Genomic DNA, 13,976 nt, shown 5'->3' on the forward strand with positions numbered 1-13,976 from the left:
TACTCTTTCAGGTCAGGGTTTCAAGAAGCCGTACTTGCCAAGAATGGTTTGGCCGGCAGGAGACAGGACGTAGTCGATGAAGCTCTTGGCTTCCTTGGCATTGCTACTGCCGGCACTCGCCGCGATCGGGTAACTGATCACTTCGTTGAGCGGCACGGTAAACGCCACTTTGACCTTGTCCGGCATCACGGCCGCATCGGTGGCGTACACGAAGCCAGCCTCAACCTCGCCGCGAGCCACGTAGTCCAGGGACTGGCGCACGTTCTGGGTATTGATGGCCTTGGCACTGACTGCCGGCCACAATTTGGCCGCCTCCAGCGCCGCTTGCGTATAGCGGCCAACCGGCACGCTGGCAGGGTTGCCGATGGCGACCTTGACCACGCCCGGCTGGGTCAGATCCTTCAGGCTCTTGATCGCCAGCTTGCTGTCGGACGGCACGGTCAGCACCAAGGTGTTGCGCACAAAGTCACGCCGGCTACTGGAAACCACCATCGCCTGCTTGACGGCCAGGTCCATGGTCTCCTGATCCGCCGACGCAAAGACGTCCACCGGTGCCCCCTTGGCCATCTGCTGCAGCAGCGCGCCCGAGGCGCCGAAATTCAGAAGGATCTTGGTGCCGGGATTTTTTGCCTCGAATGACTGCGCCACCTCCTTGAAGGCATTGGTCAGGCTGGCAGCCGCCGAAACGGTGACATCGCCCGCGGCAGCAAGGTTGCCGGTCATGAGCAGTGCGGCACTTGCGATTACTTTCAAAGCGGACTTCATGACATCTCCCTGATGGTCGTCTTTCATCGCAATATAGCCAGATACATAACGCCACTCAATACTCCTTACGGCTTAGTCCATGCCGGGATGACGGACAACGCTCAACGGATGCGAGGGGTGAGACCAGGACTTCGCATGTGACTGGTGTGTTCTGCCGGGTGAGCTTGAGTGCAGTGGTGGCCAGTCCACTCGAACATAAACACCATTGCTCATGTGAGCTTGGTTAGTGATGGAGGGGGAGCAAAAGACCCCCGGGCAGGCTGGACACCATGAAATTTCCTGATTGGCTGAGCCGACTCCGCCACCTGCGCCATGGTCTCAAGCGCGGCCAGTACCTGGCTACCGGCGGCTTCCATGGCGACCACGGAGGCTAGAGTAGTGACAGGGTCTCCGCAGCTGTGGGCAGTCAGAGCATCCTGGACGTGTTTGTGCAGGCTCAGGTGCGGCCCATCCATGTCCTTGTAGCCGGTCAGATGGGAGTGCAGCTGCCCCTCGCCGGTGTAGTACCACTTGCCAAGGCGACATTGGGTGTGGTCAACGAAGTCTTGTGCGCCTTCTTGCGACATGCCGAAGAGGACACGATAGACGCGGAACTTGAAGAGCAGGTGGTCGATTTTGGCCACCTCACAAAAGCCCCGCAGGGACGAGGCGGTCGTGCTGCGCTCTGCGATGCGTGCCAGTTCGAGCACGTGACTCATGGTGACGGCGGCAGCCTTACCGTTGCGGCTGAATTCCCCCGCTTGCGTGGCAAGAATTTCCATCTGGCTGCGGCTGGCAGTGCTGTCATTACGCATGGCAGCGACCAGGTCGGCGATTTCGCCGGTCGCTCCGGTGGTTCGCTCTGCCAACCTGCATACCTCGTCGGCCACTACCGCGAAGCCGCGCCCGGCGTCGCCTGCGCGGGCCGCCTCGATGGCGGCATTGAGGGCGAGCAGGTTGGTCTGGTCGGCAATGTCCTTGATCAGTTGCACAATGCCGCCGATCTGCCGGGCGCGCCCGTCCAGGCTGGATACCTGTTCGGCGGCAACGGCTGAGTCCCGGGCCAGGTAGCCGAGCTGTTCGGCGATGGCAGAGATCTCCATGGTGCATTGATCGGCGACGACGCAGGTTTCGCGGGCACGGTCCCGCTCGGCACGCATGCCCAGAGCCAGACCGCCCATGCTGGTCTGCGCGTGGGTCATGGCGGTACCAACACTTTGCAGTTGTTCGAGTAACTGCTGGGTTTGCGCATAACGCGCTTCGGCGCTCTGCCGCTGCGTTTCGCTGGCGTGGTGCTGGGCCCCGGTCTGCGCCAATCTGGCATCTCGTTCGGCCAGTTCGCCTTCGAGCACGGCGATGCGCGCCAAGGCGGCGCTCAGGTGTTTTCGTAGAACAATCATGGGGGCTCCCTAGTCTTTTCGCCGCTGTCGGTCGGCCTCGACGATGGCGCGCACTTGGGCTTTATCGTAAAGCCGGGGCAGGTGTTTGGGGCAGTTCCAGTCAAAGGCCTCGACGCGGATGAGGACCAGTCGCTCGACCGGAGCATCGTACGCGGGATCGATGCAGGCCTCGCTCAGTTGCGCTGCGGCGGCAACCTCAAGCAGCGAGGCACGGCCCCACAGTTTGAGGCGGCGCCCCTGGGCGTAGTCGGTCAGGATCAGTGCCACCCGGTCATCGCCGGCCACGTTACCTTCGCTGATGTATTGACGGTTACCGGCGAAGGAGGCGTAGGCCAGCGTCCTGGCGTCGAGCACCCGCAAGAAACCGGTCGGCCCGCCCCGGTGCTGGACGTAAGGCCAGCCGGTCTCGGATACCGTGGCCTGGTAGAAGCTGTTTCGCTCGGCAATGAAGGCAGCCTCGCGAGGGCCCAGTTGGCTCCCTGGCTCCGGTCCGTCCCGATCCGCCCCTTCAAGCAGAGGGCGATAGGCCTGGCGGCTGCCGTTGGTTTCCTGGGCGGCAAGAACCCGGGGGGTGAAGGCAATGCGGGCAAAGGCGCGGGGCATGGCGGACCTCCTGCTCGTTGAGATGCCCCGCGCCGGGCGGGGCGACGGACATCAGGCGGCTTTACGCGGCTCTACCTTGGGGAAATCGACCTCGGTGGCGGCCACGTTATTGACGTAGTTGGTCAGCAGATTGAGGGCCACGTTAAGCACGATCTCGACCACTTCGCCGGGACCGAAGCCGGAAGCACGCAAGGCGGCCAGTTCGGCATCACTCACCTGACCGCGCGACTCGACTACCCGGCGGGCAAAGCGCAGCACCGCATCGGCCTTGGCATCTACGGAGCGCCCGTCGCGGGCGGCATCCACCTCGGCGGCATCAAGCTTGGCCAGGTTCGTCGCCAAGTAGCTATGGGCGGCCAAGCAGTAGTCGCAGCCGTTCAACTCGGCCACGGTCAGCGCGATCCGCTCGCGCAGGCGCACATCGAGGTAGCCTTTGGCTAGCGCGCCGTTGAGCGCCAGGTAGCCTTCGAGGGCTGCCGGGCTGTTACCGACCAGCTTCATCAGATTGGGAACCACGCCCAGTTGTTGATGAACTGCCGCGAGCAGCGGTTGAGCGGCGGGTAGAGCGTGTTCGACAGCGGGAATAGGCAGACGGGACATGGTAATTCTCCTGACTTGATGAGAAGGGCCTCGCCGTCACGACAAGCTGTGCAGCAGCGGGTGACGTCACTTTGCCAAACTCCACTTGAAAGAAGAATCCTCATCAAACACAATTCATTATTCCGTTAAATGGAATAATAAAATGGACCGCTTTCATCTGATGAGCACCTTTGTCGCGGTGGCCGAGGCCGAGAGCTTTGCCGGCGGCGCCCGTCGTCTGGGACTCTCGGCACCGGCAGTGACTCGCGCTGTGGCCGCCCTGGAGGCACGTCTCGGGGTCAAGTTATTACACCGGACTACCCGCCTGGTGCGCACCACCGAAGCCGGGCAGCGCTATCTGGAGGACGCTCAGCGCATTCTCGCCGAGGCCGACGAGGCCGACGACACCGCCGCCGGGATCAACGCCAGCCTGCGCGGCCATGTGACCGTGACGGCCCCAACCCTGTTTGGCCGGATTCACGTTACTCCACTGCTGGTCGACTTCATGCAACAGCATCCGCAGTTGCAGATTTCAGCGCTGTTTCTCGACCGGGTGGTCAATATGCTCGAAGAAGGGATCGACGTCGGCGTACGCATCGGCGAATTGCCCGACTCAGATTTGCGGGCCCAGCGGGTGGGTGAGGTGCGCCGCGTGGTTTGCGCCTCGCCCGAATATCTGGCACGGCATGGCACCCCGACGCACCCTGAGCAGTTGCTGGCGCACCAGATTATCTCGGCCTCTGCCGTCAGCCCCACCGTTGAGTGGAAGTTCGAGGCCGAAGGAATGCCTCTGGCAGTGCGCATCCACCCCCGTATGCAGGTCAGCAGTAACGACGCGGCCATCGTCGCGGCGACTCGGGGTGCGGGCATTACCCGGCTACTTTCATACCAGATCAGGGAATGGGAAAGCGCGGGACGACTGCAGGTGCTGCTGACCGAATACGAGCCACCACCCTTGCCCATCCATGTGGTACACCGCAGCGGTCCCAATGGAGCCGCCAAGGTTCGCGCACTGGTGGATCATCTGGTGGCCAGCTTGCGCGCAGGGAAGCCGGAACGATACTAACGGCCCCTTGAAAGCAGTTGACCGACAGCTATCTGACACATTACCGACTAAACCCGAACAGCGGTTCAAGACCGGCTTAGGCCAAATTTCAGACGCTCCCCAGTGATCACTGTTGACCACCAAGACTGGATAAAGCCTCGTGGCCACAGAAAGCCACCAGCTCTTGCTTTCAACTTAGTGTCTTGTTTTTGGCTTCATTTGCCCAGAAAACCACCCTGCCCCAACACAGTGCTTGACAACAAGACGACTGGTCTAATAGATTTAAAACATGTCACGTCAAAGCCTATACCCCGATACCCGCGAACACATCCTTGCCGTCGGCGAGGTGCTGATCCACGGCCGCAGTTTTACCGCGCTGGGCCTGTCCGAGCTGCTGTCCGAGGCCAAGGTACCGAAGGGGTCGTTCTATCACTACTTCAAGTCGAAGGAAGACTTTGGCGTGGCGCTGCTGGCGCGCTATTTCGCCACGTACCGCGAGCGGGTAGGCGATCTGCTGGCCGACAGCCAGCCCGGCAACGGCCGCGAGCGACTACTGGCCTACTTCCAGCAATGGCTGGACAACCACGCCAGCTGCGAATCGCAAAGCTGCCTGGCGGTGAAACTGGCGGCCGAGGTATCCGACATGTCGGAGCCGATGCGCGTGGCGCTGAGCGAGGGCATGGACGCCATCGTGCGCAAGCTGGCGGCCTGCATCCGCAGCGGGCAGCAGGACGGCTCGATCAAGCCGCAGCTGCCGGCCGATGACACCGCCTACGCGCTGTACTGCCTGTGGCTGGGCGCGGCGCTGATGTACAAGACCCAGCACAGTCTGGTGCCGCTACAGGCGGCGATGATCCACACCCAAGGCCTGCTGTTGCCCTGCAACGCCGCCTGACAGATGCAGTACCGTTCGCCGCGGGCGAGCGGTTTTTTATCGCACAAAATATAGACGACCGGTCTATTAGTTGAGTGGGAAATTTGATGCCCGTGTGCGGCCAACGTTGGCCACAAACCGTTTGACCCGAGCGCCCCGACCTACCGGCGGGGCCAGAGCAACACCCCGTATCGCCGCCTCTTTAACCGGAAAAGGACCACGCCTCATGCAAGCCGACAAACTGCTGACCCCGCTGCACCTCGGTGCCGTTACCCTCGCCAACCGCGTGCTGATGGCACCGTTGACCCGCCTGCGCAATACCGAGCCGGGTGACGTGCCGACCGCACTGGCGACCGAATACTACCGCCAGCGTGCCGGTGCCGGCCTGATCATCAACGAAGGTACCCACATCTCGCCGACCGCCAAGGGCTACGCCGGCGCGCCCGGCATCTACAGCGAGGAGCAGGTGCGCGCCTGGCGCGAGGTCACCGACGCGGTGCATGCCGAGGGCGGCAAGATCGCCATCCAGCTGTGGCACACCGGCCGCATCTCGCACACCAGCCTGCAGCCGAACGGCGATGCACCGCTGGCGCCGTCCGCCATCAAGGCCGACAGCAACACCAATATCCGTGACGAAATGGGCCAGCTGGTGCGCAGCCCCACCTCCACCCCGCGCGCGCTGGAAACCGCCGAGATCGCCGACCTGATCGAAGACTACCGCCGCGCCACCGACAACGCGCGCCGCGCTGGTTTCGACCTGGTGGAAATCCACGGCGCCCACGGCTACCTGCTGGACCAGTTCCTGTCGCCGGCGGCCAACGTTCGCACCGACCAGTACGGCGGCAGCGTCGAGAACCGCGCCCGCATCGTGCTGGAAGTGCTGGACGCGGTGATCGCCGAATGGGACGCCGACCACGTCGGCATCCGCCTGTCGCCGCTGGGCGTGTTTAACGGTCTGTCGGAAACCGACCAGCAGGAAATGGCGCTGTACCTGATCGGCGAAATCGCCAAGCGCAACATCGCCTTCCTGCACCTGTCCGAGCCGGACTGGGCCGGCGGCCCCGCGTGGCCGGACGAGTTCCGCGCCAAGATCCGCGCCATCTATCCGCACCCTATCATCGCCGCCGGCGGCTATACCGTAGACAAGGCCGAACGCCTGATCGGCGCCGGGCTGATCGACGCGGTCGCCTTCGGCCGGCCGTTCATCGCCAACCCGGACCTGCCAGCCCGCTTCGCCCGCGGTGCCGAGCTGAACCCGCCGCGTCCGGAAACCTTCTACGGCGGTGGCGCCGAAGGCTACACCGACTACCCGGCGCTGGCCGATTAAACCGCAGCCGGCCCTGCCCGCAAGGTTGGCCGCGTGCGGCCAACCTTGCATTCGCTTAACGGAGACGCCCATGAAACACGTACTGTTTGTGCTCACCAGCCACGACCGGCTCGGCGACAGCGGCCACAAGACCGGCTTCTGGATCGAGGAATTCGCCGCGCCCTACTACGCGCTGGCCGATGCCGGCGTCGCCATCACCCTCGCCTCGCCGCGCGGCGGCCAGCCGCCGATCGACCCGAAAAGCGCCGACCCGGCGTTCGGCACCCCGGCCACCGAGCGCTTCAATGCCGACGCCACGCTGCAGGCGCGGCTGGCGGAAACGCTGCCGCTGGACAGCATCGACGCCAGCCACTACGACGCGGTGTTCTACCCCGGCGGCCACGGCCCGCTGTGGGATCTGGTCGACAACGCCGATTCGCAGCGGCTGATCGCCGCCACCCTCGCTGCCGGCAAACCGGTGGCCGCGGTGTGCCACGCGCCGGCGGTGATGGTCAATGTCGTGGACGCCGACGGCAAGGCGCTGGTCGGCGGCAAGCGTGTCACCGGCTTCAGCAACAGCGAGGAAGAGGCGGTGCAACTCACCAGCATCGTGCCGCTGCTGCTGGAAGACGCGCTGCAGGCGCGCGGCGCCCGTTACGAGAAAGGCCCCGACTGGGCGCCCTTCGTCGTCGAGGACGGCCTGCTGATCACCGGTCAGAACCCGGCCTCGTCCGAAGCCGTCGCCCATGCGCTGCTGGCCAGGCTAGACGCCTGAGAGCCTGAGCCTGTTCACACTATGCCGTGGCTTGATCCCGGTGGGGGGAATGCCGCGTTGAAAACGGCTTCGGCATGCTTGCCCAGCCGTTTTTGCCTTGTCTCGCGTGAGCATGCGAGATCGTGAACACGCTCTGAACCCCGCACAAGGTTGGCCGCAACGCCTGCGGCCAACCTTTGCACTGCAACATCCGCACAACGCCCGTTCTGCGCGTTTCATGCCGTTTTCCGCACCGGAAAACGGCATTTTTGCCTTGCGTCGCAACAACTTGTAACCGCGCGACTACACCACACTCCGCACCGCAACATCCCGGCTTTGTGTCAATTTTTTGACGACGCGAATTGACAGCGACTTTGGCGGCACTACAATTCGAACGAAAGCAAAAACAACAAAATAAACACAAAAACAAACAACAAAGAAACAACTCACAACACGGCCCGCGGCCGAGGAGACTTCTCAAATGCAAGATCAATTCATTCTGGCGCTGGATCAGGGCACGACCAGCTCCCGGGCAATTGTATTCAACCGCAGTGGCGACATCGTCGCCTCGGCACAGAAGGAATTCCGCCAGATCTACCCGCAGCCGGGCTGGGTCGAGCACGACGCGATGGAAATCTGGGCCGGCCAGGTCGGCGTCGCCGCCGAGGCGCTGGCGCGCGCCGGCATCCCCGGCAGCAAGATCGCCGCCATCGGCATCACCAACCAGCGCGAGACCACCGTGGTGTGGGACCGCGACACCGGCCAGCCGGTGTACAACGCCATCGTGTGGCAGGACCGCCGCACCGCGCCGTTCTGCGACGAGATCCGCGAGCGCGGCCTGGCCGACACCATCCGCAACAAGACCGGTCTGCTGGTCGATTCCTACTTCTCCGCCACCAAGGTGCGCTGGATTCTGGACAACGTGCCCGGCGCCCGCGAGCGCGCCAATGCCGGCAAGCTGGCCTTCGGCACCATCGACAGCTGGCTGATCTGGCAGCTGACCCACGGCGCGGTGCACGTCACCGACGTGTCCAACGCCTCGCGCACCATGCTGTACGACATACACCGCCTGCAGTGGGACGACGAGCTGCTGGACATCATGGGCATCCCGGCCAGCATGCTGCCGCAGGTGAAAAGTTCCAGCGAGGTCTACGGCCACACCCACGCCGCGCACCTGGGCGTGGCGATCCCGATCGCCGGCGTCGCCGGCGACCAGCAGGCGGCGCTGTTCGGCCAACAGTGCACCACGCCGGGCATGGTGAAGAACACCTACGGCACCGGCTGCTTCATGATGATGAACACCGGCGACACACCGGTGCCCTCGCACAACAAGCTGCTGACTACCATCGCCTGGCAGGTCGGCGACAAGGTGCAGTACGCGCTGGAAGGCAGCATCTTCATCGGCGGCTCGGTGGTGAAATGGCTGCGCGACGGCCTCGGCATCATCAAGCACTCGCACGATGTCGGCCCGCTGGCGGCCGAGGTGAAGGACAGCGACGGTGTCTACCTGGTACCGGCCTTCGCCGGGCTGGGTGCACCGCACTGGAATTCCGACGCGCGCGGCACCCTCGTCGGCATGACACAGGGCACCGGCGCCGCCCACATCGCCCGTGCCGCGCTGGACAGCATCGCGTTCCAGACCATGGACGTGCTGGGCGCGATGCAGGCTGACTCCGGCATCACCATCGCCGAGCTGCGCGTGGACGGCGGCGCCTGCGTCAACAATGTGCTGATGCAGTTCCAGAGCGACATCCTCGGCACCCAGGTCGCACGGCCGAAGATCACCGAGACCACCGCACTCGGCGCGGCGTATCTTGCCGGCCTCGCCGTCGGCTACTGGCAGGGCACCGACGACATCCAGGGCCAGTGGCAGCTGGACACCCGCTTCTCGCCGCAGCTGGATGCCGCCACCGTCGAGCGCTACGTCGCCGGCTGGCAGCGCGCCACCCGCGCCGCGATCAGCTGGGCCAACGACGCGGCCTGATCCAGACGCCGTGCCGGCAGCAAACGGCTGCCGGCGCGGCCCCTCCCCATCCTGTTTTCTCGCGGCGGCAGCGTGCTGCCCCGCGTTCGCTACGGAGTTTCAACATGAATCCACTATTCGGCGAATTCATCGGCACCGCGCTGCTGGTGCTGCTCGGCAACGGCGTGGTTGCCAACGTGATCCTGAAAGGGACCAAGGGCCATAACAGCGGCCTGATCGTGATCGCCTTCGGCTGGGCGATGGCGGTGTTTGTCGGCGTGTTCAGCGTCGCCGCCATCAGCGGTGCCCACCTCAACCCAGCAGTCACCGTGGGGCTGGCGGTGGCCGGCAAGTTTGCCTGGGCCGACGCCCCCGGCTATATCGCGGCGCAGATGCTGGGCGGCATGGCCGGCGCGCTGTTGATGTGGCTGATCTACCGCGACCACTTCGACCATACCGACTGCGCCGACACCAAGCTGGCGGTGTTCTGCACCGGCCCGGCGATCCGCAGCACCGGCGGCAACCTGCTGTCGGAAGTGCTGGCCACCTTCGTGCTGGTATTCGCCATCCTCAGCATGGTGGCGCCCAAGGTGTCGCTGGGCGCGATGGACGCGCTGCCGGTGGCCCTGCTGGTGCTGGGCATCGGCGTATCGCTGGGCGGCACCACCGGCTACGCGATGAGCCCGGCACGCGACCTGGCGCCGCGCATCATGCACGCCATCCTGCCGATCAAGGGCAAGCGCGACAGCGACTGGCGCTACAGCTGGGTGCCGGTGATCGGCTCGCTGCTGGGTGCAACGTTGGCCGCAGTGGCCCACAGCGTAGCCTGATCCCGACACAAGTCGCGCCACGGCGGCGCGGCGTCTCACACGGACTGCACTCTCCCTCGACGCCTTCGGGCGTCTTTTTTTGCGCCGTACAAAAACACAAAACAAACATTTTTGATCGTTTAATGTTGCTTTTGTGTTCGTTTTTATCTATCTTCTATTATCAAGAGACAACAAGCGCCACGCCGTCAGGGCGGCGCGCCGTGCAAAGGAAAGCTCGTGGAAAGTTATGATCTGCTCGTGATCGGTGGTGGCATCAACGGTGCCGGCATCGCCCGTGACGCCGCCGGTCGCAGCCTGAAAGTGCTGCTCTGTGAAAAGGACGATCTGGCGGCGCACACCTCGTCGGCCAGCACCAAGCTGATCCACGGCGGCCTGCGCTATCTCGAATATTACGAATTCTCGCTGGTGCGCAAGGCGCTGCAGGAGCGCGAAGGGCTGCTCGACGCCGCGCCACACATCATGTGGCCGCTGCGCTTCGTGATGCCGCACGACGCCGAACAGCGCCCGGCGTGGCTGATCCGCTGCGGCCTGTTCCTGTACGACCACCTGGCCCGTCGTCGCCGCCTGCCCGGCAGCGAGCGCATCCGCTTCGAGCGCCACCCGGCCGGCAGCCCGCTGAAGTCGCGCTACCACCAGGGCTTTGTCTACTCCGACGGCTGGGTCAATGACGCGCGGCTGGTGGTGCTCAACGCGATGGACGCCGCCGAGCGTGGCGCCGGCATCCGCACCCGCACCGCCTGTGTCGCCGCACAGCGCGACGGCGACGGCTGGCTGTGCACGCTGGATGGCGAACACGGCCAGCAGCAGGTGCGCGCCCGCGCGCTGGTCAACGCCGGCGGGCCGTGGGTGCAGCAGCTCCTGGGCGGCGTGATCCACGCGCCCGCGCGCAAGGCGATCCGGCTGGTGAAGGGCAGCCACATCATCGTGAAAAAGCTGTTTGATCACGACTTTGCCTACATCTTCCAGAACCCGGACAAGCGCATCATCTTCGCCATCCCCTATGAGCAGGACTTCACCCTGATCGGCACCACCGACGTCGAATACCACGACGATGCCGCCAAGGTCGCCATCGACCGCGACGAGATCGCCTACCTGTGCGCGATGAGCAACCGCTACTTCGAACGCCAGATCGGCCCCGCCGACGTGGTGGCCACCTACTCCGGCGTGCGCCCGCTGCTGGACGACGAGCACGACAATGCCAGCGGCGTCACCCGCGACTACGCGCTGGAGCTGGACAACGACGGCGCACCGCTGCTGTCGGTGTTCGGCGGCAAGATCACCACCTACCGCAAACTGGCGGAACAGGCGGTGGACCAGCTGGCACCGCTGCTGGGCAACACCCAGCCGGCGTGGACCGCCGGCCAGCATCTGCCCGGCGGCGACCTGCCCGGCGGCGACTTCGACGCCTTCGTGCTCAGCCTGCAACAGGCCAAACCGTGGCTGCCACCGGCACTGGCCACGCGGCTGGCACGCGCCTACGGCAGTCGCGTGCATGCGCTACTGGGCGCTGCGGCCAACCTTGCGGCGCTGGGTGCAGAAATCCAGCCCGGACTGTTTGAAGCCGAGTTGCGCTATCTGGTGGACAAGGAGTGGGCGACGAGTGCGGAAGACATCCTGTGGCGGCGCAGCAAGCTGCGCCTGCACCTGCCGGCCGGCGCCGAGGACGCGGTAGCGCGCTGGCTGGCGGCCTACCGCCGCAGCCAGCCGGCGGGCAACGGCAAGCCATTGCTCACGACCAGCTGAGCACAGCGCTACCGAGGCACCAACCGGCAACGCGCAGGAAAGGGGAAACAAGGTGGCCGCAGCCATGCCAATACGGCCGCTGCGGTAGCCAAAGGCCGGGCTCAGCCGCCCAGAGCCGCCACCCGCGCCTGCAGTGCCGGCAACACTTCGGCTTCAAACCACGGATTGCGCCGCAGCCAAAGATTATTACGCGGACTGGGATGCGGCAGCGCCAGCACACCGTGCGGCAAGGTCTGCTGCCAGGCCTGCACCGCGGCCGTCACCGTGTCGTACTGCGGCAGATGCCAGCCCAGCGCGTACTGGCCCAGCACCAGGGTGAGCTGCAATTGCGGCAGCTGCGCTAATAACGCATTGCGCCACTGTGGCGCGCACTCCGGCCGCGGCGGCAGGTCGCCGGACTTGCCGCTGCCGGGATAACACAGCCCCATTGGCAGGATGGCAATGCGCTGCGGATCGTAAAAGGCGGCCTTGTCCACGCCCAGCCACTGCCGCAGGCGCTCGCCACTGGCATCGTCGAACGGCACGCCGCTGTCGTGCGCCTTGCGCCCCGGAGCCTGGCCGGCGATCAGGATGCGCGCGCCGCGGGCCAGCTGCAGCAGCGGACGCGGCTCCTGCGGCAGGTGCGCGGCGCACAGCCGGCAGGCGCGTACCTCCGCCAGCAACCGCTCGCAGTCATCGCGGTCTTGTGCCATGCCTCAGCCCGCCACCACCAGCCGGGTGTCGCCGGCGGCCAGCACCTCGGCCATTTCCGCACTCACCGGCTGGTCGGTGAACAGCACGTCCACCTGCGACAGGTGCCCCAGCTCCACCAGCGCCGGCCGGTCGAACTTGGAGTGGTCGGCCGCCAGCCATACCTGGCGCGACTGCTGCATGATGGCCTGCGTGGTCAGTACCTCGCGGTAGTCGTAGTCGCGCAGCACGCCGCCGTGCTCGATACAGGACACGCCGATGATGCCGTAGTCGACCTTGAACTGGCGGATGAACTGCACCGTCGCCTCGCCGGTCAGGCCGCGGTCGCGCTTGCGCAGCGCGCCGCCGGCGACCAGCACCTCGCAGTCCGGGTAGTCGCACATCAGGTTGGCGATGTGGAAGTTGTTGGTGATCACGCGCAGGCCGCGATGCTGGGAGAGCGCCTTGGCGACCTCCTCGGTGGTGGTGCCGAGGTTGATGAACAGCGAGGCGTTGTCGGGGATTTCCGCCGCCAGCGCGCGTGCGATGCGCCGCTTTTCGTCGATCATCAGCACCTGGCGCGCGTCGTAGGCGACGTTCTCGACACTGGACAGCACGCTGGCGCCGCCGTGGTAGCGCTGCAGCAGCTTGTGCTCGGCCAGCAGCGTGATGTCGCGGCGGATGGTCTGGTGGGTGACGGCGAAATGGGCGGCCATTTTCTCGACCGCGACATAACCCTCGCGGTTAACCCAGGCCAGCAGGTCTTTCTGACGTTGATTGAGGATCAGCATGCAAGCGGCACTTCCCTTATCCGAATGGCGTTCATTGTAACCGAGTCGCCGCCGCTGCTGCCCGCCGGCATGCAGGCGGCAAAACGGCCAGCCGCATCGCTGCGACTGGCCGCTGCCTGAGCACGACGGCACTTGGAGCCGCTAACAAAACCTCGCAGAGCACCTGAGCCAAGGCGCGCCGACGCAGACAGTACAAGTCGTACGGCAAGGAGGCGCAACGCTGGATCGGGGGTTTTGTTCGTGGCGCTTAGCGCGTGCCGCGCTGGATGAATTCGATCTTGTAGCCGTCCGGGTCCTCGACGAAGGCGATCACGGTGGTGCCGTGCTTCATCGGCCCCGCCTCGCGCACCACCTTGCCGCCCTTGGCGCGCACCGCGTCACAGGCGGCGTAGGCGTCGGCCACTTCCACCGCCAGGTGGCCGAAGGCGTTGCCCAGCTCGTAGCTGTCGGTATCCCAGTTGTGGGTCAGCTCGATCACGCTGTTGCTGTCCTCGTCGCCGTAGCCGACAAAGGCGAGGGTGAAGCGGCCGTCGGGGTAGTCGTGGCGGCGCAGCAGGGTCATGCCCAGTACCTCGGTGTAGAAGGCGATGGAGCGGTCGAGGTTGCCGACGCGGATCATGGTATGCAACAGGCGCATGGTGTTCTCCGGATAAAGGTTGGCCGCACGGGCAGCAA

General features: G+C 65.0%; 14 protein-coding genes and 1 pseudogene. 7 read left to right on the forward strand and 8 right to left on the reverse strand.

Going from position 1 to position 13,976, the window contains the following annotated elements; all coding sequences use genetic code 11:
- Positions 1-12: 12 nt before the first annotated feature.
- From modA to PQU96_RS15445, 5 genes and pseudogenes are all read right to left on the reverse strand, one after another.
- Positions 13-765, reverse strand: coding sequence for a molybdate ABC transporter substrate-binding protein (gene modA / locus PQU96_RS15430; protein WP_272773294.1), 753 nt, complete (start codon positions 763-765; stop codon positions 13-15).
- A 209-nt stretch (positions 766-974) separates the two neighbouring features.
- Positions 975-1,526, reverse strand: a complete 552-nt coding sequence (locus PQU96_RS16000; RefSeq protein ID WP_506016907.1) for a CZB domain-containing protein — start codon at positions 1,524-1,526, stop codon at positions 975-977.
- Positions 1,506-1,736 (reverse strand): annotated as a pseudogene (locus tag PQU96_RS16005) (methyl-accepting chemotaxis protein); the annotation flags it as partial. The pseudogene PQU96_RS16005 and the gene PQU96_RS16000, both read right to left, overlap by 21 nt.
- Positions 1,737-2,153: 417 nt before the next feature.
- Positions 2,154-2,747: a pyridoxamine 5'-phosphate oxidase family protein gene (locus PQU96_RS15440; RefSeq protein ID WP_272773296.1), complete on the reverse strand. Its 594-nt coding sequence runs from the start codon at positions 2,745-2,747 to the stop codon at positions 2,154-2,156.
- 51 nt (positions 2,748-2,798) lie between these two features.
- Positions 2,799-3,347, reverse strand: a complete 549-nt coding sequence (locus PQU96_RS15445; protein WP_272773297.1) for a carboxymuconolactone decarboxylase family protein — start codon at positions 3,345-3,347, stop codon at positions 2,799-2,801.
- Between the two features lie 142 nt (positions 3,348-3,489).
- Between PQU96_RS15445 and PQU96_RS15450 the strand changes: the two genes are divergently transcribed.
- From PQU96_RS15450 to glpD, 7 genes are all read left to right on the forward strand, one after another.
- Positions 3,490-4,392 carry a LysR family transcriptional regulator gene (locus tag PQU96_RS15450; protein WP_272773298.1) on the forward strand — a complete coding sequence of 301 codons (903 nt, stop codon included), beginning with the start codon at positions 3,490-3,492 and terminating at the stop codon, positions 4,390-4,392.
- Between the two features lie 268 nt (positions 4,393-4,660).
- The gene (locus PQU96_RS15455) at positions 4,661-5,266 is read left to right on the forward strand and encodes a TetR/AcrR family transcriptional regulator (RefSeq protein ID WP_272773299.1); all 606 of its coding nucleotides are present in this window, start codon (positions 4,661-4,663) and stop codon (positions 5,264-5,266) included.
- 205 nt (positions 5,267-5,471) lie between these two features.
- A complete protein-coding gene (locus PQU96_RS15460) occupies positions 5,472-6,572 on the forward strand; it encodes an alkene reductase (RefSeq protein WP_272773300.1) in 1,101 nt (366 codons plus the stop codon).
- A 70-nt stretch (positions 6,573-6,642) separates the two neighbouring features.
- Entirely contained in the window at positions 6,643-7,326 is a 684-nt protein-coding gene (locus tag PQU96_RS15465; RefSeq protein ID WP_272773301.1) for a type 1 glutamine amidotransferase domain-containing protein, read from the forward strand.
- A gap of 460 nt (positions 7,327-7,786) precedes the next feature.
- Positions 7,787-9,289: a glycerol kinase GlpK gene (gene glpK, locus PQU96_RS15470; RefSeq protein ID WP_272773302.1), complete on the forward strand. Its 1,503-nt coding sequence runs from the start codon at positions 7,787-7,789 to the stop codon at positions 9,287-9,289.
- 104 nt (positions 9,290-9,393) lie between these two features.
- Positions 9,394-10,098 carry an MIP/aquaporin family protein gene (locus tag PQU96_RS15475; RefSeq protein WP_272773303.1) on the forward strand — a complete coding sequence of 235 codons (705 nt, stop codon included), beginning with the start codon at positions 9,394-9,396 and terminating at the stop codon, positions 10,096-10,098.
- Between the two features lie 216 nt (positions 10,099-10,314).
- Positions 10,315-11,841: a glycerol-3-phosphate dehydrogenase gene (gene glpD, locus PQU96_RS15480; RefSeq protein ID WP_272773304.1), complete on the forward strand. Its 1,527-nt coding sequence runs from the start codon at positions 10,315-10,317 to the stop codon at positions 11,839-11,841.
- Positions 11,842-11,942: 101 nt separating this feature from the next.
- On the opposite strand, the gene PQU96_RS15485 is transcribed toward glpD, so the two are convergent.
- The 3 genes from PQU96_RS15485 to gloA all read right to left on the reverse strand — a co-directional run bounded on the left by PQU96_RS15485 (position 11,943) and on the right by gloA (position 13,938).
- Positions 11,943-12,533, reverse strand: a complete 591-nt coding sequence (locus PQU96_RS15485) for a uracil-DNA glycosylase family protein (RefSeq protein ID WP_272773305.1) — start codon at positions 12,531-12,533, stop codon at positions 11,943-11,945.
- Between the two features lie 3 nt (positions 12,534-12,536).
- Complete coding sequence (locus tag PQU96_RS15490; protein ID WP_272773306.1) at positions 12,537-13,301, reverse strand: DeoR/GlpR family DNA-binding transcription regulator; 765 nt, start codon at positions 13,299-13,301, stop codon at positions 12,537-12,539.
- 247 nt (positions 13,302-13,548) lie between these two features.
- A complete protein-coding gene (gloA, locus tag PQU96_RS15495; protein ID WP_272773307.1) occupies positions 13,549-13,938 on the reverse strand; it encodes a lactoylglutathione lyase in 390 nt (129 codons plus the stop codon).
- Positions 13,939-13,976: the final 38 nt, after the last annotated feature.

Source organism: Vogesella margarita (assembly GCF_028548475.1).
Taxonomy (GTDB): domain Bacteria; phylum Pseudomonadota; class Gammaproteobacteria; order Burkholderiales; family Chromobacteriaceae; genus Vogesella; species Vogesella margarita.